The organism is Amphibacillus sp. Q70 (genome assembly GCF_052055485.1).
Taxonomy (GTDB): domain Bacteria; phylum Bacillota; class Bacilli; order Bacillales; family Amphibacillaceae; genus Amphibacillus.
Genome location: NZ_CP197171.1, coordinates 645,921 through 666,627, shown reverse-complemented (window position 1 = coordinate 666,627; position 20,707 = coordinate 645,921). Strand labels below are relative to the sequence as shown.

General features: G+C 35.9%; 20 protein-coding genes. 4 read left to right on the top strand and 16 right to left on the bottom strand.

Annotated features, from left to right (window positions below; translation table 11 throughout):
- Positions 1 to 164: 164 nt before the first annotated feature.
- The 3 genes from ACS127_RS02950 to ACS127_RS02940 form a co-directional block, all read right to left on the bottom strand.
- Positions 165 to 809, bottom strand: coding sequence for a Vat family streptogramin A O-acetyltransferase (locus ACS127_RS02950; protein ID WP_440898063.1), 645 nt, complete (start codon positions 807 to 809; stop codon positions 165 to 167).
- Between the two features lie 173 nt (positions 810 to 982).
- Positions 983 to 1,585 carry a class I SAM-dependent methyltransferase gene (locus ACS127_RS02945; RefSeq protein WP_440896982.1) on the bottom strand — a complete coding sequence of 201 codons (603 nt, stop codon included), beginning with the start codon at positions 1,583 to 1,585 and terminating at the stop codon, positions 983 to 985.
- 197 nt (positions 1,586 to 1,782) lie between these two features.
- Positions 1,783 to 2,406, bottom strand: a complete 624-nt coding sequence (locus ACS127_RS02940) for a TetR/AcrR family transcriptional regulator (protein WP_440896981.1) — start codon at positions 2,404 to 2,406, stop codon at positions 1,783 to 1,785.
- A gap of 256 nt (positions 2,407 to 2,662) precedes the next feature.
- On the opposite strand from ACS127_RS02940, the gene ACS127_RS02935 reads away from it, so the two are divergent.
- Together ACS127_RS02935 and ACS127_RS02930 are read left to right on the top strand one after the other, a co-directional pair.
- A complete protein-coding gene (locus ACS127_RS02935; RefSeq protein ID WP_440896980.1) occupies positions 2,663 to 3,103 on the top strand; it encodes a GNAT family N-acetyltransferase in 441 nt (146 codons plus the stop codon).
- A gap of 706 nt (positions 3,104 to 3,809) precedes the next feature.
- On the top strand, positions 3,810 to 4,847 hold the full coding sequence (locus ACS127_RS02930; RefSeq protein ID WP_440896979.1) for a DUF4097 family beta strand repeat-containing protein: 1,038 nt from the start codon (positions 3,810 to 3,812) through the stop codon (positions 4,845 to 4,847).
- Between the two features lie 296 nt (positions 4,848 to 5,143).
- Here the strand turns inward: ACS127_RS02930 and ACS127_RS02925 are convergent, their stop codons facing one another.
- The 11 genes from ACS127_RS02925 to ACS127_RS02875 all read right to left on the bottom strand — a co-directional run bounded on the left by ACS127_RS02925 (position 5,144) and on the right by ACS127_RS02875 (position 14,122).
- On the bottom strand, positions 5,144 to 5,671 hold the full coding sequence (locus ACS127_RS02925) for a hypothetical protein (protein ID WP_440896978.1): 528 nt from the start codon (positions 5,669 to 5,671) through the stop codon (positions 5,144 to 5,146).
- A gap of 512 nt (positions 5,672 to 6,183) precedes the next feature.
- Complete coding sequence (locus tag ACS127_RS02920) at positions 6,184 to 6,594, bottom strand: DUF3021 domain-containing protein (protein ID WP_440896977.1); 411 nt, start codon at positions 6,592 to 6,594, stop codon at positions 6,184 to 6,186.
- 1 nt (position 6,595) lies between these two features.
- Positions 6,596 to 7,045, bottom strand: coding sequence for a LytTR family DNA-binding domain-containing protein (locus ACS127_RS02915; RefSeq protein ID WP_440896976.1), 450 nt, complete (start codon positions 7,043 to 7,045; stop codon positions 6,596 to 6,598).
- Positions 7,046 to 7,078: 33 nt separating this feature from the next.
- Entirely contained in the window at positions 7,079 to 7,825 is a 747-nt protein-coding gene (locus ACS127_RS02910; RefSeq protein WP_440896975.1) for an ABC transporter permease, read from the bottom strand.
- Positions 7,826 to 7,841: 16 nt separating this feature from the next.
- On the bottom strand, positions 7,842 to 8,741 hold the full coding sequence (locus tag ACS127_RS02905; protein ID WP_440896974.1) for an ABC transporter ATP-binding protein: 900 nt from the start codon (positions 8,739 to 8,741) through the stop codon (positions 7,842 to 7,844).
- Between the two features lie 866 nt (positions 8,742 to 9,607).
- Positions 9,608 to 9,802 carry a hypothetical protein gene (locus tag ACS127_RS02900; protein WP_440896973.1) on the bottom strand — a complete coding sequence of 65 codons (195 nt, stop codon included), beginning with the start codon at positions 9,800 to 9,802 and terminating at the stop codon, positions 9,608 to 9,610.
- Between the two features lie 745 nt (positions 9,803 to 10,547).
- Complete coding sequence (locus ACS127_RS02895; protein ID WP_440896972.1) at positions 10,548 to 11,195, bottom strand: Pr6Pr family membrane protein; 648 nt, start codon at positions 11,193 to 11,195, stop codon at positions 10,548 to 10,550.
- 31 nt (positions 11,196 to 11,226) lie between these two features.
- Positions 11,227 to 11,805, bottom strand: coding sequence for a TetR/AcrR family transcriptional regulator (locus ACS127_RS02890; RefSeq protein ID WP_440896971.1), 579 nt, complete (start codon positions 11,803 to 11,805; stop codon positions 11,227 to 11,229).
- A gap of 243 nt (positions 11,806 to 12,048) precedes the next feature.
- Positions 12,049 to 12,525, bottom strand: coding sequence for an 8-oxo-dGTP diphosphatase (locus ACS127_RS02885; protein WP_440896970.1), 477 nt, complete (start codon positions 12,523 to 12,525; stop codon positions 12,049 to 12,051).
- A gap of 219 nt (positions 12,526 to 12,744) precedes the next feature.
- Positions 12,745 to 13,164: a GNAT family N-acetyltransferase gene (locus tag ACS127_RS02880; RefSeq protein ID WP_440896969.1), complete on the bottom strand. Its 420-nt coding sequence runs from the start codon at positions 13,162 to 13,164 to the stop codon at positions 12,745 to 12,747.
- 325 nt (positions 13,165 to 13,489) lie between these two features.
- Positions 13,490 to 14,122, bottom strand: coding sequence for a CatA-like O-acetyltransferase (locus tag ACS127_RS02875; protein WP_440896968.1), 633 nt, complete (start codon positions 14,120 to 14,122; stop codon positions 13,490 to 13,492).
- A gap of 825 nt (positions 14,123 to 14,947) precedes the next feature.
- Here ACS127_RS02875 and ACS127_RS02870 point away from each other — a divergent pair.
- Positions 14,948 to 15,742, top strand: a complete 795-nt coding sequence (locus ACS127_RS02870; RefSeq protein WP_440896967.1) for a transglycosylase domain-containing protein — start codon at positions 14,948 to 14,950, stop codon at positions 15,740 to 15,742.
- Positions 15,743 to 16,038: 296 nt separating this feature from the next.
- Here ACS127_RS02870 and glmS read toward each other — a convergent pair whose 3' ends face one another.
- Positions 16,039 to 17,841 carry a glutamine--fructose-6-phosphate transaminase (isomerizing) gene (gene glmS / locus ACS127_RS02865; protein ID WP_440896966.1) on the bottom strand — a complete coding sequence of 601 codons (1,803 nt, stop codon included), beginning with the start codon at positions 17,839 to 17,841 and terminating at the stop codon, positions 16,039 to 16,041.
- A gap of 793 nt (positions 17,842 to 18,634) precedes the next feature.
- On the opposite strand from glmS, the gene ACS127_RS02860 reads away from it, so the two are divergent.
- A complete protein-coding gene (locus ACS127_RS02860; RefSeq protein ID WP_440896965.1) occupies positions 18,635 to 19,240 on the top strand; it encodes a trimeric intracellular cation channel family protein in 606 nt (201 codons plus the stop codon).
- A gap of 74 nt (positions 19,241 to 19,314) precedes the next feature.
- Here the strand turns inward: ACS127_RS02860 and ACS127_RS02855 are convergent, their stop codons facing one another.
- A complete protein-coding gene (locus ACS127_RS02855) occupies positions 19,315 to 20,505 on the bottom strand; it encodes an amidohydrolase (protein WP_440896964.1) in 1,191 nt (396 codons plus the stop codon).
- Between the last annotated feature and the right edge of the window lie 202 nt (positions 20,506 to 20,707).

Sequence of the window (20,707 nt, the reverse complement as noted above, 5' to 3'; positions counted from 1 at the left end):
TGTCCTGAAATGATTTTGATCAAAGTTATCTTACTGACAAGTATTGTATGAGAGATTAAAAAAACCATTTTGAAAAAATTGATCAAAACGGATTTTTGTGAAGTGCTGTTCAATTTTTATAAAAAGGGAGACATTCATGTAAGTGATACTAAAGTTATTTAATCTTAGCCCTTCGAAATCTTCTGTAACACTTCAATATCTAAGCTAAGAATGGCATCGATATTATCGTTAATCAGCTGGTTTTCAAAATACCACCATTTGATCTGTAATAATTCTTTTATTTTCGACTCAGCAAACCGCTTTTTTATTTGCTTAGCAGGATTACCACCGACTATTGTGTATGGTTCAACATCTTTTGTGACAACAGATTTAGCCCCAATAATCGCACCATCCCCGATCTTTACACCGGGCATGATGGTAGCATCCATCCCAATCCATACATCATTGCCAATGACAGTATCTCCTTTGATGGGGAGCATATCTAATGTAGGAGTATGCTTTTCCCACCCTTTGCCAAAGATATTAAATGGATAAGTAGAACCATCCATGCGATGATTAGCCCCATTCATGATAAAAGTGACACCAGGACCAATTGAACAAAATTTCCCGATGATCAATTGATCTCCAATTATTTCATAATGATATAAAACCTGATCCTCAAAAAGCTCTCCGTTCTTGCTGTCATAATAGGTATATTCGCCAATCCTAATATTTGGCTTTGTTAATGATGGTTTAATAAATTGAACATGGCTATTTCCATCAATCGGGTATATTTTATTTGGGTTAGGGCCTGTTATTTTTTCTGACATATATAATTCACCCACCTTTTTATTTAACATTTTAATAAAGAAATTCATTCGACAAGGCAGAAATTTTAAAGTCCTAATTATAAGTAAGACTAAGGAGCTTCGACTAAGATTTCCATGTCGTGTGGAAATGTCGAAGCCGAGTGAAAGTGAGTTTCTCTAACTAATTGCAATAATCAACATGGTTTAGCCCATATCAAATACAAATAACCCGCCAAGTAGCGTTCTACCTTAATAAGCTTTAGCTCAGACTTTTCTACAATCTCATTCATATCTCTATCTTGATGGCAGCCTACAACTCTAAAGACCAATGGATTCAAGGCTTTTTGTAACCCTGACAAGAATTTATTTGTACTCATACCATGCTCTAGCATCAGTATTTTCCCTTCAGGCTTACACCATTTTTGAAACTTGTTTAGGACATCGATGGGATCTTGATAGGCACATAAACTAGCTGAAGATATAATTGTGTCAAAACTATTGTCGCTAAATTCAACTGTTTCAACATCTTTTTGAATGAGTGTCGTTTGAAAGGGGTACTCGTTTGCTGCAAGCTGTGCTTTTTGCAACATTTCATGACTAAAATCTAGTCCTGTCAATTCAACATTGCTGTTGTAAAAAGGAAAGTTAAGGCCTGAGCCAATAGCGACTTCCAAAACCTTTCCCTTTGCTTCCCGGAAAATTCGTTGACGAAATTGATTCCCGTGACCATTTTGTCGCCGCTTATCATATTTTTTGGCTTGTTTATCAAATTTTTTGATTAACGATTGACGATCCATATCATCCCCACATTTTCTAGTTATTTGAGTTCAAATGAATTAATGGATTTTGAAGTTTTTCGTTTTTTTAAAAAAACATGTTCATGTCTAGCAGATTCTAAATGATCAATACGACGTTGGGGACTTCATTACTCTCGTAAAACGATAAGTTGAAAATGGGTAGCCCATCGCCAGGGTTACACCAGGATAAAACCAAATTATTGATAAAAAACTTTTCTTAGTTCATCAAGGTATCCATCAAGTTCTGCAAGAATATGATCATAATCTAATTCAGAAGTTTCTGTATGTCTCATTTCCTCAAGTATTTGATCGGTAAAACCAATATTCGCCCAAAAAATAAGCTGTTTAGCTTTTTCGACATTCAATTCTGTTCTGAATTTAGATTCATCAACATGATCAAACATTGTTTCATGGCATGAGGATAGCTTTTCATTTGTTCTTTTTTCTAGTTCTCTATTCACTTCATCAGATTTTGTCGCAGAAGAGAGATTAATAAATTCGAAAATCCAAGGATACTTTTGGATCAACTCAAGCTGAAGTAGATAAGATTGTCGGAGTTTTTCAAAAATATCCTGTTCGTCAAAGTTGATTAAACCAAGATATTCTTCTTCAATCATCTTCGTACAGTAATCATAAAGGAATAGAAATAGATCTTTTTTGCTATTTACATAGTGGAACATTAATCCTTTTGAAATTCCAGCTTCTTTTGCAATTACATTTGTTGAGGCATTGTCAAATCCCTTCATTGCAAATTCCTTTAATGCTGCATTTAAAATAGGATCTTTTCTTCTAGATTCCAGATTCTTAAGTTTTGAAAGCATTATATCACCTTTATTTTCAATTGACCTATCAGGTTAAATTTATTATAATTTAATTTACCTAATAGATCAATATCTGTTTTGGAAAGGTTATCATGTATAATTACTATAGACTTTTGCTCGTAGCAAATATGCTATTTTACTTAAGTATTCATGATGTTAATGATTTGTCGTACGATGGGAATTAATGACAATGTATTAAGGGTGAATATTATTAATATTAAAAAACCTTGGCTATATTTAAGAAAGGGGGATTCCTTTGGTAGAATTAAGAACGATTAACGAAGATAATTATGAAGAGTGTTTGAATTTGAGAACTTCTGTTGCTAATGCAGACTTCGTAGATCCTGTCGCGTGGTCTTTGGCTGAGGCTTGGGTGTATTATGATGATTCGCGCCCGTTTGCAATTTATGCCGAAGATGTGATGGTGGGCTATGTATTAATGTATGTTGGTGAAGAGAGCCATCAAATAATAAATTTCATGATAGATAGCCGATTTCAAAAAAGAGGCTATGGAACGGCGGCAGCTAGGCTTTGTGTTGAATATTTATGCAAAGAGTGCAACGCAAGTAAAATTTCTTTACCCGTTGAACCGGAAAATATAGTCGCACAAAGGTTATGGAGGAACGTAGGCTTTGAAATGACAGACGATATGGAGGACGTTTATCTTTTTATGCGTCTATACATATCAAAATATTAAGTTTTGCAGTTAGATGTCGTTTCTAATAAGCATAATCTTCAGCCGAACATGAATTTGAAATGGATCACTCATTTAAAAGTATCCGCTCATTTTTTTGTTCTCTTTCTTAACATTTTCCTTCTCGAAAATATACTTAAATCATTATTCCGTTTTACTGGAACTATCTTTGTTCTTTCACTTAACTAGATTAATCGTTGTATCAAAGATCATTTATAAGTCGTAATTTGCTTGTCTTTGTCCGTGGTAAAGTGGGATGAGTCCAGTGTTATATGGTTTTCTATATTTTGCACATTTTTCACCGTAAGAAATAAACTACACTTAAAGTGGAAAAATGGCATATCTTAATAAGAAAATACCGAAAAATTATCCAATTTATCACAGATAACCGTCCGTAAAACTCCCGCCTCAAAATAGAAGAAAGAAGTAATTTTATTTAGGCGGGAGATAACGGACGCTAATGTCCTGAATCACTCAACTAAACATTCAGTGGGAGAAGAGCGAAAACTCCCACTGATTGAAGTTTCGTTTTATATAAGGGCTCAAATATTTTCTGAGGCGGAGCGATTTTTAATGTAAATATTCTTTATCCTTCTTAAGTCTGAAAACCATTCAATCTAAGGTAGGTTACTATTCCCTACTTTTTGCGGTAAAATAGTAGTAGTTGAACCGGAAAAAATAGTAATAGATGATAGGGAGGAAGTAAAAGATGTCAGATCCTTTTTCACGAAAATCAGATCAGTCGCGAAGCAATCAGAAAATTGAACAAAGAGAAACCATTGATGTAGCAAGGGTGAAACAATTAGATGTGCTAACTTCCAATACGGATATTTGTATTATGATACATGATGATCCAGTTATTGATGTTGTACTGGAGACTTATGAAAGGGGACCTGAATTAACGATAAACCATTCAGGGGAAATGTTAGAAATAATGGTTGAAAAGTCATTTGAGCGACGCTTTTTTTCACTTTTTCAAGCATCATGTAAGCTTCAAATCTCAGTACCGCCAGCTGTTGTAGAAAAATGGAACCTCCAGTCAGGTTCAGGTGACATTTCTATTGCGAATTTGATTGTCAATACAATTGATATAAAATCGAGCTCTGGTGATTTGGATATTACGGAAATACAAGCAAATAAAGCTTGTTTCATAGCGACCTCGGGAGATATTACTGCAGAAAATAATAAAATAGACCAACTCTGCTTCGAAACATCCTCCGGTGATGTGAAATTAAGAACGATTTATGGGGATATAACAGGAGAGGCAAGTTCAGGAGAAATCATATTGATCAATCAACAAGGTGAACAGCTTGAACTAAAAGCAACCTCAGGAGATATTCATTTAGAAAATAGTGTTGTTAACCATGCCAAACTAAATACAACGTCAGGTGAAATTATAGCGAAACATTTTATAACAACAAATGTATCAGTGCGTTCAACTTCTGGTGACTTGGAGGTACAAGGCTTTTCTGGTGAACTAAAAGGAAAGACAACTTCCGGCGATATAAAGCTTCAGCCAATGGATCGCTTTAATCTTGATCTAAGCACAAGTAGTGGTGATGTAAATATTTCATGCAGTAAAGATGTGAGTGCAATCTTTGATGCTAAAACGAACTCAGGTGATTTTTCAGTTAACTATCCAATCGAGGTGCATCGTCATACCGAGAATGAATACTCCGGTGTGATTGGCGACGGGGCGAACCCAATTAACGTGAAGACAAGTTCTGGGGATGTCATGTTGAGCTGATTGGAATAAGCTATTCAGATTGATTAAAGAAAAGATATAATTCTTCTAAAATATTGAAGAATTATATCTTTTTTAGCTTTTTGGAGTTTCCTATTACAGTGTTGCAAAAAATAAAAGAGGAATACATAATCACAAATTCATGACTGAGCCATTCCCATTTGCATTACTTGTGAATGTTAAATATGTCAGGCGTCATTTTAGTAATACGATCAACAAAAGTTGAGTTGTCATAATTGAGGTTGCCTCAAGCCTTTATTAGGGGGGGCTTATAGGCTTCATTCACTTTTCTTTAGCAATTAATAATCTAATTGACGTAAGTAAAGCACAAATTCCCCTTTACTATTTTTTTTAATTCTGTACTTACGTATTTGGCTCTCAATTTTCTTTTGTTCGTCAGCCTTCTTACTAAATAGATTTATAAATTGGTAAATTGCTTCAGCTAGAATGGTGATTGTACCTGCGGAGCCTAATTCCATACCTAGGGTCTCTGTCTCAGAGAGTTGTGATTTTGTTAATTCTTCTAATTCCTTTGTGTATTTCCCTTTAATTAAAATGTTGGATTCTTTATTTTTAAAGGCTAACAATAAATCTTCCGGGTTACGAACCTCGAAGTAGGCATTTTCTTCCAATTGCAATAACTCATTAAGCACGTTTCCCGCGTCTTTATTCACTGTTTTAGCTATAGCTTGAATGATTTTGACTGAATAACGATCAGCATTTTTTTTATTCACACTAGATAACATTTGTTGACTTAATCCAGTTTCTTTAAATACATCGTAACGTTTCTTCCCGTTTTTCTGTAAATAAATATCTAATAAGCCCATTTTGAAACTCCTTTCAAATAAGGTATTTTGATAAAAATTAATTTACTAAAATATATTTTACTATATATGAAATCAAATGTAAAGGAGGGACAATTGTCCGTAGAGAATCCCCCACTAATCATTGATCGTCCTTATTTCACTCAACAGGATATTCTTGAACTACCCCCACTTCAATCAGACTCCATGGTCGATAAGTGGGGGTAGTTCAAGAAAAATACATGTTATGGCCTAGTGGATGAAAAGTAGCTCCCCTTTAATGAAGAGGCGTATTTAAGGATATCCTATTAGGTAAAACTTATGAATAAAAACCTTATCATTAATCAGTGGGCAATGAGGTACGCAGACTAAAATCACCACGACCTGAGCTTGGGGACGTGGTGATCTGTGATTATTCATTCGCCCGAAGTGATTTGCGATTACTCACCCCATCGGAAACAGCTACATGACCTACCTCTTATAATTATACAGATTTAAGTATAATTTTGAAATAATGGTTGATTATGCAAAACAAGCTATTTATTTTTTTGCAAATGCTTATTTAAAGTCGTTTCAACCTTTTTGAAGTAAAGGAACCAACCGAGCCAGTTTAATACGTATAACAGGATGAAAGCTAAACTGCTCCATAAAATAACCCAGCCGTTAAACGATATCCAGCCGACTGTACCAGCGATAACTAGCCAAACAATATAAGTGAGGAGGAAGTGGGTTATTGATTTTTTAATGATATGACTATCGCTATCTCCAAAAATAAGAGAGGATATGCCAAAATAGATACCTATTAAAAAGCTAGCTGCCATATGCATCCATATTTCTGAAACAGTTGCTTCAAATCCAGTAAATTTCATGATGGTTAGAGCAATAAATGTAAATATACCTCCGAAGGCTATGCCCAGCATAGAACGCTTTAAAATTTCAAATATCATTTTACTGCCCTCCCTGAATCAATTGGTCTTTAATTGCAGTGACGTACTTTCGAGTAATATACTCTTTATTGCCTGATTGAAAATAAACACATAGATTTCCATTAAAAGATGCTTCAAATTTTTCAATCCGATGAATATTTCCGATAACTGACTTTGAAAAACGCATAAAACCATGGGGAGTTAAGAATTCCTCCACCTCATATAGTTTCATTCTCACTTCAAAACGCCAATCTTTGGATACAGCATATATTTTTCTTTTTTCCGCATGAATAAAGTCAATCTCTTTTGGTTCTAGCAGTATGGTTTGATCTTCGTCAATGCCAAATAGACGATGTTGTTTTTGCTTTTTAATTGCATTGACAATTTCCTCTAATTCTTGCGACCATTCTTTTGCTTCAATTGTGATTTGCGTTTTTTCATGACGATCATCAATATCGATGTTTATTTTCATCTTTATCCCTCCAAGTGCGTTCCACACCTGTTGCTAGCTTACTGCACGTTTCAGAAAATATGGGTAGCGAATGATAGCGATAATAAAGGCAACGAAACCGACCGCAAATAATATCGCCAGCGTTTGGAGCAGCTCTGGAACTTGAGTGGTGCCTGCCATAGCATCTTGAAAGGATTGATGTGCCCAGTATTGGGGGAGCAGACGACCGATGGTTTGCATAAAGTCCGGCATCATTTCCAATGGAACCCATAATCCACTTAACATCGCCCCGCCTAGAGCAATGATCTGTGTGATAGCGATTCCCATATTTTCAGTACTAACTGTAAGCGCCATTGCCAATCCAATTGCTGTAACTGTAAATGTGATGGACAATGACAAGATCAACAGAGTAATTGGCTCACCTAATGAAATATCATAAACGAGTCTTCCAAATAAAAATAACACAATAATCTGGATAAGCACAATATATATAAAGGGAAGCCACTTGCCGAGTAAATAGGAGTAACTTTTAAGGGGCGTACTCGCCATTCTCGTTGTCATTCCTTTGTCTCTATCTTTAATAAATACTTGCACCATTGAAATCATGATAAAAAAGACGAACATGACGACATATCCTGGAACAATGGATTGAATGACTTCCTGACGTGTTGCGTCATCCACGCCTGCTGTAAATATGGAAATAAATAAAACCGTAAATAGAATCGGCAGAATCAACATCCAAAAAACAAGCCCTCTATCTTTGAGATGTTTTTTTAATTCTACAATCATGATCGCATTCATATGAACACCTCCAAAATTAGTCTCTCAAACTATTTCCAGTTAGTTTAAAAAATACATCTTCTAATCGCGGATGGACAAGTTCCAGTCGCTCTACATCTAGGCGATTATTTCTGCAGTGAACAATTATATCTTCCATGACCTGTAGTGGTTTTTCTGTATAGATTAAATAGGCATCCCTCTTTAATGATACCGTCCCATATTGTTCAAGACTTTCTTGAGTGATGTTACTTGCTTTGATATAAATGGAAGGAATCGCATATTGCTGAAGTAAATCATTTATCTCACCCTTTTCGATCATTTTTCCTCGATCAAGAAAGGCAACATAATCGCAAAGTTTTTCAACCTCTTCCATATAATGACTAGCATAAATGATTGTTTTTTCAGCTGCTTTTAGCTCTTCAATCATTTGAAAGATATATTTCCGGGATTGAGGATCAATACCAACAGTTGGCTCATCCATGATAATAAGGTCTGGATTATGCATCAATGCACAGCCAATATTTAACCTGCGTTTCATTCCGCCAGAAAAGGTGGATACATTATCCTTCCTTCTTTCGTGAAGACCAATCAGTGTCAAAACTTCCTTTGTCCGTTGAGCCAATTGACTTCCTTTTAAGCCGTATAATTTACCGAATAGATATAAATTATTAAGTGCTGATACCTCCTCTTCCAAAGTAATATCTTGTGGAACATAGCCTAATTTTTGCTTTGCCTGGTTGGAGATTTTTTCTTTATTAAATTTAATTTCTCCTTTATAGTCGCGAATAATTGTTATAATCATTTTAATCAATGTCGACTTTCCCGCTCCATTAGGACCCACTAGACCATAACAGCTGCCTTGAGGAATAGTAAGGGAAACATCTGTTAAAGCCTCTGTTTTATTATAATATTTTGTGACATGATCAATCGTCAGCATTGTCAACATCTCCTTTCATTTATCACAGATAACCGTCCGTAAAACTCTCGCCTCAAAATAGAGAGGAAGCAAATCTGTTTAGGCGGGAGATACAGGTGAGCTAATGTCCTGATTCACTCAACTAACAAATCACTACGGTGGGACGAGTAACCGCACTAAGGAAAACTACGGAGCTTTACACCGCAAGAATAAGTGGTTTTCTTATTCTGAGTCCCAGGACGCGAAGACGTTAGCTTGTGTTCCTTAACAATCAGTGGGTATTAAGGAACGCAGATTAAAACCGTCACCTCCTGTGACAACATCTGCATGACCTACATCCTGTAGGCCCAACTCCCACTGATTGAAGTTTCGTTTTATATTATGGCAAAGAAATGAGGGGCGATGAGAAGGAGTGGTATAACATGCAAGGTTTTGGGTATGAAAAGCAGAAAATACTGTCTGAATAATTAGTAAGAGAAATGAGGGTATGAGCAGTTGTGTCATTTAGAAAAGAAGATGGGTGACTATAGGGTACTCCTTAATTGGGGCTATTTTTATCACAGATAATCGTCCGTAAAACTCGGGGCAACAACGGGTTTCGATGGGGCTGCGGTTACTCGTCTCACCGGAAACATCTACATGACCTACATCTTGTAGACCCAACTCCCACTGATTGAAGTTTCGTTTTATATTTGGAAATACCGAATAAATAATAGAATAGGAGAGGGGTGAGGTTTTTTGAAAGAAAAAAATAGGGTTGGGTCTTATAATTATCATTTTTTAGTTTTATCAAAAACTATTTGTATTTTAAATCTAAACGGCTGGAATCTCCTTTTTTCAAATCACTACTATAAATTTTTTTTCTCAGATTCAAACGATCTAACACTCTATGAATTTTTGTTCTTTTCTTGATATTTTTTGTCTAGATAGGGTCGAATCAAAATCCCAAATGTTAATCCACCTAGAAAAAAACCAATAATTCCAATCCAATAAGGTTCGCTTCCAAGTATTAAACTTACTATAAACATGGACACAGAGCCAGTAAAGGCATAACCAAAGCCATTTTTCCATCGCTTTTTCATTGAGTAACACTCCTATTTGCTGACTTTAATTAATATTTACCCTGTGTCACTTTACAATAATCAAATGAAGGGAAAAGTAGCGCAAGTTTTATTCTGTTCTTGCGTTCTTCAGTTGAAGATAGTTTTAAAGTCTCTCTTACTAAAAAAGACTTAAACATCAACTTACATAAAAGTAAGCCCGTCACGTATTGGGAGGAGAAGAGCCTTTTTAGGCATCTCATATCGTTGAAATATCCCATCAGGATGGGAGAAGAACCATTTTAAACTGATCTCATCATTAGAATGACCCCCTGAGTGGGAGAAGGGTCATTTTGAGCTTTTCACATTATTGAAATGGACTATCTAGGTGGGAGTAGAGCCATTTTAAGCTGGTCTCATCATTGAAATGTCCCCTCTGGGTGGGGAGAAGAGCCTTTTTGAGCTTCTCTCATCGCTGAAATGGAACGTCTAGGTAAGAGAAGAACCATTTTAAGTATCTTACATCAATGAAATGTCCTTTACATGTTCATTTCAAAACCCAATCCACATGATTTACGCGAATATATTCAAACGTTACTGGTAGAACGACTATTATGATTACTTTAATTGGGAAAATACATTTTCTGATCGCAAAAAAGCTGTTATACAATTTGTGTACAACAGCTCCTTTTTAAATCGTTAATATCTTGGTAACAAAACGCCAGTTCCCAAGTTTAAATTATTTTGATGATTGTTTATCTTCAAAGAAAATCACTTATTCTTTATTTCAGCTTTTCCACCTAAGCAGAACTCTGTTTATTAAGATCAGTAGAGTACCCAGTAAGCAATATACAAAAGTTAAACCAACAATAACAAAAGCTACATTGGCATAACTGCCAATTCCGGCAGGGAAATTATCATTAGGATTTAGAAAGAAATAAGGATAGAAGCCATCATATAGCCCTCTTAGTAATGATATGACACCATAAAGAACAGGGAAAAGTAACCAAAATAGAATGGACTTGTAACGATACCGTTTTTTCTCTTCAAAAATAAGCCAGTTCAATCCAACAAGAATGGGTGTTAGGTAGTGTAAAGTAAAGTTCGTTATAATCCGTGTTCCACTATATTCTCCACCGCTGGAAAGGATGAAATGGTAAATGGATAATACGACGATCATATAGATAAGTGCTGCAATTTTACATAAGTCTAATTTGTAACTTTCTGGTTTCTTTAGCACATGAGCAGATGCGCTAATGATAAATATAATGGTCACAATAATATTGGAATGGATGGTGAATTTTGTAATAGACACACTAGGGTCAGGAGAAAAAATGATATGTAATGGGATACTAACAATCCCGATAGCAGCGATTATAATATGAAGCAAAAACTTTATCTGTACAAATCTTTCACGCGATATTATTTTAGTCATTATTCACCTCGAAGAAAATATAATTAGCCTATTAATTTTTATTTAATACACCATGGAAGAGGATACCACCTAGGGAATGGCCTAAATGTTCTGGTGAATAATCTTCATCCATCCCGTAGCGAAAAACAATTCGTTCAATAGATGCCACTAATAATTCGGCAAATACTTCTGTGTTAATTTCAGGTTTTAAAATGCCAAGCGATTGATTTTGATTCATATTAGCCTGAATCTGGTTAACGATTTTCCTTCGTAACTTCTCACCTTGTGCACCTTCATTAAAAACAATTTTAGTCACATTTTTATTGGCTCCGAGCAATTGAAACAAACCGATGTAAGTTTGGATTAATTGTTTTTCCACTTCAGAAAAACTCTCCTGACTAACTTGCTGTCCTGTCTCTACAAAATGAGCTAATTGTTTCTCAAAGTTAAGAAATATTTCATCGAGTATGTCTGCTTTACTTTTAAAATACAAGTAGAATGATGCTTGTGTCAGACCAGCTTGACTGACAATTTGACTAACGGTTGTTCCATGGTAACCATGAACAGCAAACAAGTATTCAGCAGAGGTAAGTAGTTTTTCTTTACTGATTTCTCCTTTACGTTTAGACATTGTATTCTCCCTTTTGATTAAGATAATATATAACTAACTAGTTAGTTATATATTATCTTAAAATTGATTTGCCGTCTAGTGATCTATTATATTCCTCGACTAAAAGAGAGCAGAGGAAAGGTATTTAATCTACTGCTCTAAGCACTAATATTCAATTAAGTATGATCAATCAATATCACGCTTGATTTTTGAAAAAGAAGCTAAAACATTTCTTATGTATAGTCAGACTAAGCAACATGTTTTTTATCTTATTTTATTGTTGCTATATAATATTCTATCTGCGGCTGAATGCGTGTCTTCATCAAATAAAATTTGATACTCATAGGATTTGTTTTCAAGTATTTGTTTGATCCGTGTCTTAATATCTGGGTGTATATCCAATAAGTCAAACTTAGATAGTGGATACCAAGCACAATTCCCTTCTGAACTATTCTTTAGCTCACCCGTGAAGGCATCAGAATAATAATCGACATAGATAAACTGTTCGCCTTTTTTTTCGTTGATATATCCTGAAAGACCTTCGAGTTGAATATTATTTAAGGTTAGACCTGTCTCTTCAAATACTTCTCGTTTAGCAGAATCGATAAAGGTTTCTGGAAAATCCACTTTCCCTCCAGGAGGAACTAAACCAAAAAAGTCTCCTTTATTTCGCTGAAGAAGTAAAATATGCTCTTTATGAACAACAACGACAAGATTCCAAAATCGATAATTAATATTCATCTACACATCTCCTCATATAATATGTTCTTATTTTACTCTTATTTTTGAATGCAAAAAAAGAAGAGCTAACATAAAAATAATCACTATATAATGGCATGCAATCTGTCCATGATCATTAAGTATATAGAAGTTAATAGCTTGGTATTTACGGGTGAATAATCTGGCATGGGTATTAGAATGTTATCATTTCTGGTACATTTTAGTGATGATAGACAAACTTCAAGCGAAATCCTTTTTTAAAAAAATTTCATATAAATTGACGTTTGAATAAAATAATTTTCCAAACTCCTCATAGCCCATCTTAATATAAAAGTCAGGTCCTTGAAAATCAAATGTTTCGAGATGGATGGTTTTACACCCGAAATTTTTTAAGTCAGTTTCGATTAAATTTAATAGGTCACTGCCAATACCCTTATTTCTATAACGTTCATCAACCCATAGTGTTTCAATATAGCCAATTCTATAATAAGAAGAATATCCAAATATCCCACCAACTACTTGATCATCGACTTTAGCTACATGTTTAAATACAATATATTCTTCCTCTTGACTTAGAGGGAGTTTCTTTTTATTGAATTCATCTAATTTGTTGTCAATATACTTTATTTCCTCGCTTGAAGCAATTGAGAAATCCACCATTATTTTTTCTCCTTTTTTTCAATATACTGTGAAATAAACCTAATCCCTTTGTCTAAGCAATGATGACCAATTTTTCATTATTTTGCATTTGAATAATTAATTTTTCAGAATAAGTTTCTCATATATGTTGGTATGATCATTGGATAACTGCGACCTTCAATAATCGTGATCAGCTGTTGAGAGTCGTTATGGAATCCTGCCATACAGGCATCATGCTAAGGAAAATAAGTATTTTAAATTGCTATTTTTTAGAAATAGCTTTAAAAATGATTAGTGTGAGCACACATACACTTTGCTTGACCGACAACACGATTTCTCCTATAAGTTAACGGTTTATTTCCTGTTGCAGTATGTCGAAAAAAAGGGATACATGATAGGCATCTACTGTGGCATGATGCACCTTAATATTCACTGGCATTAGTAGCTGTGAACCAACTTTTTCATACTTTCCACTGGTAATCATGGGTGTTAAATTATTTTTGATCGCTCCTGGATGAGATGAAAAATGTTCAAAATGCATCCAAGGAATTGATGAAATATTGACCACGTTGGGTGGAACAATACCCATTGGTGCAATATCCGTTGTGTTTGCATAGTTTTTTATTAGCTTTTTGTACTCACGGTCAAATGATTTATAGTCTGTTAAGTCTTCCAACCATAAACTATAAAATAACTCTGTTTCTGAGTTAAAAGTCGTAAATGTTGGCACTAACTCTTGCCATTCTACTAATTGTTTATCCATGTGGGCATATCTCAAATTCGGAATCTTGTTAACTGATTTAGTCAAATTAAAAATGGAGTAAGCATAAAAACTGATAGATTCATTTTTGCATTTTTTAACTGCTCGAGTAACATCAATTTTTACTGTCGTTTCAAATGTTGTGTCTGTCGCCATAAAGTACTCATAATAATTTCTTCTTGGAAAACTTTCTAAATCAATGACTTGATAAGTTGCCATTTATTTCAACCTCACATTTATTCAAGAATTTGTTTCGATCGCGGAACTAAAAGCAATAAATTACATTTTAAAATAATCTTTGGTACAAAATAAGCACCCGGTCAAGGTCATCATTATGTAGACCAACAAGATGACGGGTTAATTCAGATCCATAAATAGAAGTGATTCTTAAAGTGCGTGTCATAGAAGGTTTTAGGAATCCTGCATCAGTACTGTTTCTTCTAAACGTTAACGGTAAAATCACTGGCTTCATGGGATAATGTTTAAATTTAAGGGCACCTCGGGAAGTGATTGTTTCATCACTCTTATTTTACCAGAAGGTGCCCTTTTTGTTGACCAAAACATAAAAGGCGTAGGACCCACACTTTTTTCAGTGTAATCCCCACGTTTTATTTTATATTTACTGAGTTTTATTCCAACCCTAATATTATTCAATCCCTATTTCATCATGACTCTCTATACACAACTTTACATTACCACTTCAAATATAGCTCTTTAACGATTGTAGCTAGATAGTTTCAATCGGCTAATTAAACATGTCCTATAATACCTTTTTCGATCGGTTTTCTTATAGATAGTAAAAGTGGGTCTCTTTTTTTGCTGTTAGCGTGTTTCCTTACAAGAATGTAAGAGTCACGAAAGGAAAATCGATGGGAGCACTGAAATATTCTTATTATACTTAAAAATAGTTAAGAATGAATAACAAGGGAGATTCTATTATGAAATTAATTACTAAAGCATTTTTACTATATATGTTTATATTAGTTACCATTGTCGTGGGGTTTGGGTATTTGTATATGGTAGGGGTCTAGGAGGTGTGCACTTGTGAGTGACACAGCTTATCATAGACCGCGTTCAAGAATCCAAAAACGAAAGCAGGCAAAAAGAAAAGGTAAAGCCGGGAAAGTAAGACGTTTGGTAAAGTTTATCTGTATTATTCTTGTCCTGAGTCTTGCAGGATTTGCTGCAATTATTGCGACGGGGCAGTTAATGATTGATGAAAGTGAGATTAAAAACCTACAATATCCTGATTCTACTAACAGCACACAGGAATATGTAATGATTGACGATATGCCAGATTATGTTTGGGAAGCATTCATTGCTATTGAAGACCATCGTTATATGTCACATGTCGGAGTGGATCCGATCGGCTTTTCCCGTGCGATGTGGGAGAATGTGAAAGCATGGGATTTCGCAGAGGGTGGCAGTACCATTACGATGCAATTATCCCGCAACTTGTTTTTAACACAGGATAAGACGATCGTCAGGAAGCTGAAAGAAATGGTTATCGCTTTGAATATGGAGCTTGAATATTCAAAAGAGGAATTACTTGGAATGTATCTAAACAGCATTTACTTCGGTCATGGAACATTCGGTATTGAACAAGCATCAAACTTTTATTTCGGCAAAACCGTACGTTCTGATAACCCGAATAAAGATACAATTAATTTGAGCGAGGCAGCAATGCTGGCTGGCTTGTTGAAAGCACCTGAGTATTATTCGCCCAATAAATACCCAGAAAAAGCAAAGCAACGACAAGATATTGTTTTATTCCGAATGAATGAACTTGGGATGATTTCTGAGGATGAAATGAAAGCAGCTGTAGATGAAGACCTATAATGATGCAGATAAACATTATTATATTTTAAAGGACAAAAGATGCCTATACCAACAAATATCGTATCTTTTATAGTTTGTTTTTCCGATTTATTTTTTGCATTTTCAAAAAAGAGTGAATATGAAACAAAAATTCAGACTGGATCACATTGGACTCAGTCTGAATTTTTTTATTTAGTTTATTATAGTAAAAACGGTTGAATAATAATTGAAAATCATCTGATTACATCGTATTTTGGCGTTGTTTTCCCTTGATTCCTTACAGCTAGGAAAGGACTTAGATCAAAACCCACCTTAAACTACTCTACAGTAACCGATTTGGCTAGGTTACGTGGCTTATCAACATCACAGCCTCTTTGCAGGGCAGCATAGTAAGCAAGTAACTGCATAGGCACCACGCTGACTAATGGCGTTAACAAGGGATGAACCTGTGGGATCACAAAGGTATCATGTTCTTTTTCCAATCCGCTCATACTGATCATTGCAGTTTTAGCCCCACGTGCAAGAACCTCTTGGATGTTTCCACGAATTAATAGGTTGACGTTTTCTTGGGTTGAAAGAGCAATCACGGGTGTACCTTTCTCAATCAGTGCAATGGTTCCGTGTTTTAATTCGCCCCCAGCAAAGCCTTCAGCTTGAATATAGGAAATTTCTTTTAGTTTTAAGGCAGCTTCCTGAGCAACCGAGAAATCTAAGTTGCGTCCGATGAAGAAAGCGTTTCTAGTCGTTTGGAACAAATCTGTTGCCATGCCCTTAAACATGTCTTTTTGATCAATTAATGATTCCATAACACTTGCGGCAACCGCAAGTTCTTTTAAAGGATCGAAGTCTAGCGGTAGCCCGAGTTGGTTTGCTACATCAATGGAAAGAATAGCTAGAACAGCGATCTGAGCTGTGTAAGCTTTGGTTGATGCAACGGCGATCTCAGGTCCTGCATGCAATAACAAAGTAAAATCTGCTTCACGAGAAAGGGTTGAACCTGAAACATTTGTTAGGGTAAGGGCAGGATGTCCGAGTGCCTTTGTCTGAACAAGGACAGCGCGACTATCGGCTGTTTCACCACTTTGAGAAATATAAATAAAGAATGGCTTCTCTGAAAGTAGTGGCATCTGATAAGAAAATTCACTGGCAATATGAACTTCAACAGGAATGTGAGCTATTTTTTCAATGATCTGTTTACCAATTAATCCGGCATGATAACTGGTACCGGCAGCAATCATATAGATTCGATCGGCTTCAGCCATTGCTTCACGAATATGATCATCAAGTTTGATTTTCCCTGTGTGATCTTGGTATTCTTGAATAATTTTCCGGATCATGAGGGGTTGTTGATCAATTTCCTTCAACATGAAATGATCATAAGTTCCTTTTTCCGTCTCACCAGCATCAATCTCTACGACGTAAGGGTCACGTTCAACAACCGTGCCATTGAGTGTTTGAATCATGACTTGGTTACGCTCAACTAAGACAATCTCCTGATCTTCAATTTCTAAATACGTATCTGTTTCTTTAAGGGTTGCGATTGCATCACTTGTTACTAGATTAAAGTTTTCACCCAGACCAACGAGTAGTGGGCTTTTATTTTTTGCAACATAAATAAGATCTGGATTTTCTTGATCTAATAAGGCAATCGCATAAGAGCCTGTTAACAACTCCATTGCTTGGCTAAAAGCAGCTAGAACATCTTGTGTTTGATCGAATAGGACTTCAATTAACTGAACAATTATTTCAGTATCCGTCTCACTTTTAAGTGTGACATGGTTTAAATAATGCTCCCGAATCTCATCATAGTTTTCGATCACACCATTATGGACTAAGGTAAAACGACCACTGACACTTTGATGGGGGTGGGAATTACTGACACTTGGTTTGCCATGTGTTGCCCATCGGGTATGACCAATTCCGATTGTTGCTCGAATGGTCGGGTCGATCTTTTCACGTAATTCAGCGATTCGTCCATTGACTTTAACTAGGTGTACCCCCTCTTGATTTAAAGTGGCAATCCCTGCTGAGTCGTAGCCTCTGTATTCTAATTTCTCTAAACCTGTTAACAAAACATCTTTGGTATCATTTACCCCAATATAACCTACAATTCCACACATTTGTTTGCTTCCTCCTTGATGAAAGGGGCAAACAAAAGAAAACCGACTTTAGAAAAAGTCACTTTCGCACATTTTTTGAATATCCACTTTAAGTGAAAGTGTTAACTTTTTTATACTTGCACAATCCAAAGGATAAAATGTTGCCGATGATAGGATAAGTCAGACTTTAAGTGCCCCCTATTATCAAATAGAGATAAGCCATGTTTCCCTATCGATCTTGAAATCTTATGCTTTGCTAACGTACAAATTAAAGGGGTCTTTCGTTTACCCCTTTCTCGTGATTAATTTCCTCTCGTCATGAACAATTGTGCAAAGAGTCGCCTCTTTGTTTTTGGGTCATAACTTATCGGTTGGAGGGAACAACCGGGAGGCACCCGCCGAAAGCTTCGATTAACCTCCTCCTCGTCAACTACGTTTTTTCGCTCGATCCGTAGTTCAGGCGCTATCAATAAACTGTTTCTGTCCACCTTTCTATCTTTGAATAAACCCTGTCAGCTTCAAGTGACTTCCTTATTTTATCTGAAATTTTTTTCAGCGTCTACACTTTTAATAATTTTTTAAACAACTTGCTAAAGTTAAATATCGAATGCTGAAATGTCAATGACAGGTTAAATCTTGCTTTTGTACTGTATGTTTTTGAGGAAAGTTTTGTGCAAGATGTGGGATGACTGAAGAAATAAAGATCACAATAGTGAGTGTCTTAGCATTAAATGCAATGAGTAGACCTTCTAAATTATAGGTAACAGACTCAGTACAAGGATGAAGATATGCATGGATTGAGGAGGGATTGTGTATGGTTTGGGAGGGGTTGAACCTGATTGGGACCATTGCTTTTGCTATGAGTGGAGCAGTTGTCGCGTTAAAAGTTGATTATGATATTATGGGCATCTATGTTTTAGGCTTAATTACTGCTTTTGGCGGTGGGGCTGTTCGAAATTTGTTTATCGGGATTCCAATTATTGAGCTGTGGCAACAAAGCATGCTTTTTATTGTTGCATTGATTACGATAAGTTTGGTTATTTTATTACCAGTTAATACGGTTAAATTTCTGTCAAAATGGAATATTTTTGATTCGATTGGTTTGTCAGCTTTTGCTGTTCAAGGGGCGATGTACGCTCAATCTATTGAACTCCCTCTTTTTGCAGTTGTGTTCTCGGCTGCAATTACGGGTGCTGGTGGAGGGATTATTCGAGATGTATTAGCTCAACAAAAGCCAATGGTATTTAAGGAAGAGGTTTATCTTTTGTGGGCCATTTTGGCTGGATTTGTGATTGGCATGAGTTGGGTGACAACTACTTATCAATATTACCTTGTATTTATTGTGACTTTAAGCTGTCGTGCGATTTCCCATCGATATGGTTGGAGTTTACCCACCCGATCGATACAAAAGATACAATAGGATTGATTTTTTATTAGAAAAACACCTCAGAAATTAGGCTAAGAGGCACTAATTTCTGAGGTTTATTTTTGTAGCTATCCTTCTTTACCATTCAAATAATGGAGGACAACATAGCCAACTGATTTTGCAGCAACAAGCATGGCATCTTCATCGATATCAAATTTAGGGTGATGGTTAAAATAAGGCTCATCGACACCCTTAGGCGTACAACCGATAAAGAAAAAAGAGCCTGGAACTTTTTCTAAATAATAAGCAAAATCTTCAGATGGTGTCATCTTAGGAAATTCTGTTACTTTTTTAATATCTTTATCTTTGACTTTTGCTAATGTATTCGCCACAAAGGCCGTTAATTCAGGATCATTATAAAGGGGTGGATAGCCAACGTCATATTTGAGTTCACAGTTTACGCCAAACATGACTTCAATTCCATTGACAATTCGGTGAAGTTCTTTGTTAATAACAGCTTCTGTTTGATCGCTAAAATAGCGGATATCCCCATCGATTTCAACGCTATCTTTAATAACATTGGAGGTCCCCTTACCATCGAATGAACCAATGGTCACAACACCCGTATCAAAAGGATTTAATCTGCGGCTGACAATGGTTTGCACCGTCGTTACAAAGTGTGCCCCTGCAACAATGGCGTCATTTGCCTTATGTGGCGAAGAACCGTGTCCTCCTCTTGCTTGTATCTTTAAGTTGAAATAAGAGCGACCACTAAAGGTATCCCCGCTACAGTAACCAACTGTGCCAGCAGGTGCTAGTGGTAAGACATGAATGCCGAAGATCGCATCCACATCATTGAGATGCCCTTCTTCGACAATGTCTTTTGCTCCACCGGGTGGTGTCTCCTCCGCATGTTGGTGAATTATTTTTATCGTTCCATGAAGCTGATCTTTTAATTGAATGAGACAATCAGCTAAAATGAGCAGATAGGCTGTATGCGCATCATGACCACAGGCATGCATGACGCCTTCATTTTTTGATTGAAAAGGGAGATCCGTTTCCTCAGTGATGGGAAGGGCATCGAAATCCGCCCGTAATGCAACTGTCTTACCTGGTTTTCCACCTTTGATCGTGACAATCACACCATAGCCGTTTCCTACATTCGTTTCAATTTCTACATCTTTACCTTGGTAAAAGTTGATAATGTAGGCAGCTGTTTTTTTCTCTTGAAATGAGAGTTCTGGATTTTGGTGAAGATGACGGCGAATAGCAATCATTTCATCTTTACGATCTGCTAACATGTCCATTAATTGGTTCATAAATGAATTTCGCTCCTTTTATGGTTGAAAGATAGAATGGTTATCATAATTTGGCTTTGATGAGATACGATTATTTTAACATATCGCTATTTGAAAGGGTGAAGCAGGAATTGTCTAATCAAAAAACATTTTTGCATGCTTGGATTGTGTTAGAATTTGAAATGAGTTATATATTGATGTGATGACGACATATCAGCTGAAA

Coding starts and splice junctions, on each gene's coding strand:
- ACS127_RS02855 (WP_440896964.1), bottom strand. CDS start 20,505: ATGAACCAATTAATGGACATGTTAGCAGATCGTAAAGATGAAATGATT.
- ACS127_RS02925 (WP_440896978.1), bottom strand. CDS start 5,671: ATGGGCTTATTAGATATTTATTTACAGAAAAACGGGAAGAAACGTTAC.
- ACS127_RS02895 (WP_440896972.1), bottom strand. CDS start 11,195: ATGACTAAAATAATATCGCGTGAAAGATTTGTACAGATAAAGTTTTTG.
- ACS127_RS02930 (WP_440896979.1), top strand. CDS start 3,810: ATGTCAGATCCTTTTTCACGAAAATCAGATCAGTCGCGAAGCAATCAG.
- ACS127_RS02880 (WP_440896969.1), bottom strand. CDS start 13,164: ATGGTGGATTTCTCAATTGCTTCAAGCGAGGAAATAAAGTATATTGAC.
- ACS127_RS02875 (WP_440896968.1), bottom strand. CDS start 14,122: ATGGCAACTTATCAAGTCATTGATTTAGAAAGTTTTCCAAGAAGAAAT.
- ACS127_RS02945 (WP_440896982.1), bottom strand. CDS start 1,585: ATGGATCGTCAATCGTTAATCAAAAAATTTGATAAACAAGCCAAAAAA.
- ACS127_RS02860 (WP_440896965.1), top strand. CDS start 18,635: ATGGTTTGGGAGGGGTTGAACCTGATTGGGACCATTGCTTTTGCTATG.
- ACS127_RS02915 (WP_440896976.1), bottom strand. CDS start 7,045: ATGAAAATAAACATCGATATTGATGATCGTCATGAAAAAACGCAAATC.
- glmS (WP_440896966.1), bottom strand. CDS start 17,841: ATGTGTGGAATTGTAGGTTATATTGGGGTAAATGATACCAAAGATGTT.
- ACS127_RS02950 (WP_440898063.1), bottom strand. CDS start 809: ATGTCAGAAAAAATAACAGGCCCTAACCCAAATAAAATATACCCGATT.
- ACS127_RS02900 (WP_440896973.1), bottom strand. CDS start 9,802: ATGAAAAAGCGATGGAAAAATGGCTTTGGTTATGCCTTTACTGGCTCT.
- ACS127_RS02905 (WP_440896974.1), bottom strand. CDS start 8,741: ATGCTGACGATTGATCATGTCACAAAATATTATAATAAAACAGAGGCT.
- ACS127_RS02940 (WP_440896981.1), bottom strand. CDS start 2,406: ATGCTTTCAAAACTTAAGAATCTGGAATCTAGAAGAAAAGATCCTATT.
- ACS127_RS02890 (WP_440896971.1), bottom strand. CDS start 11,805: ATGTCTAAACGTAAAGGAGAAATCAGTAAAGAAAAACTACTTACCTCT.
- ACS127_RS02920 (WP_440896977.1), bottom strand. CDS start 6,594: ATGATATTTGAAATTTTAAAGCGTTCTATGCTGGGCATAGCCTTCGGA.
- ACS127_RS02910 (WP_440896975.1), bottom strand. CDS start 7,825: ATGAATGCGATCATGATTGTAGAATTAAAAAAACATCTCAAAGATAGA.
- ACS127_RS02885 (WP_440896970.1), bottom strand. CDS start 12,525: ATGAATATTAATTATCGATTTTGGAATCTTGTCGTTGTTGTTCATAAA.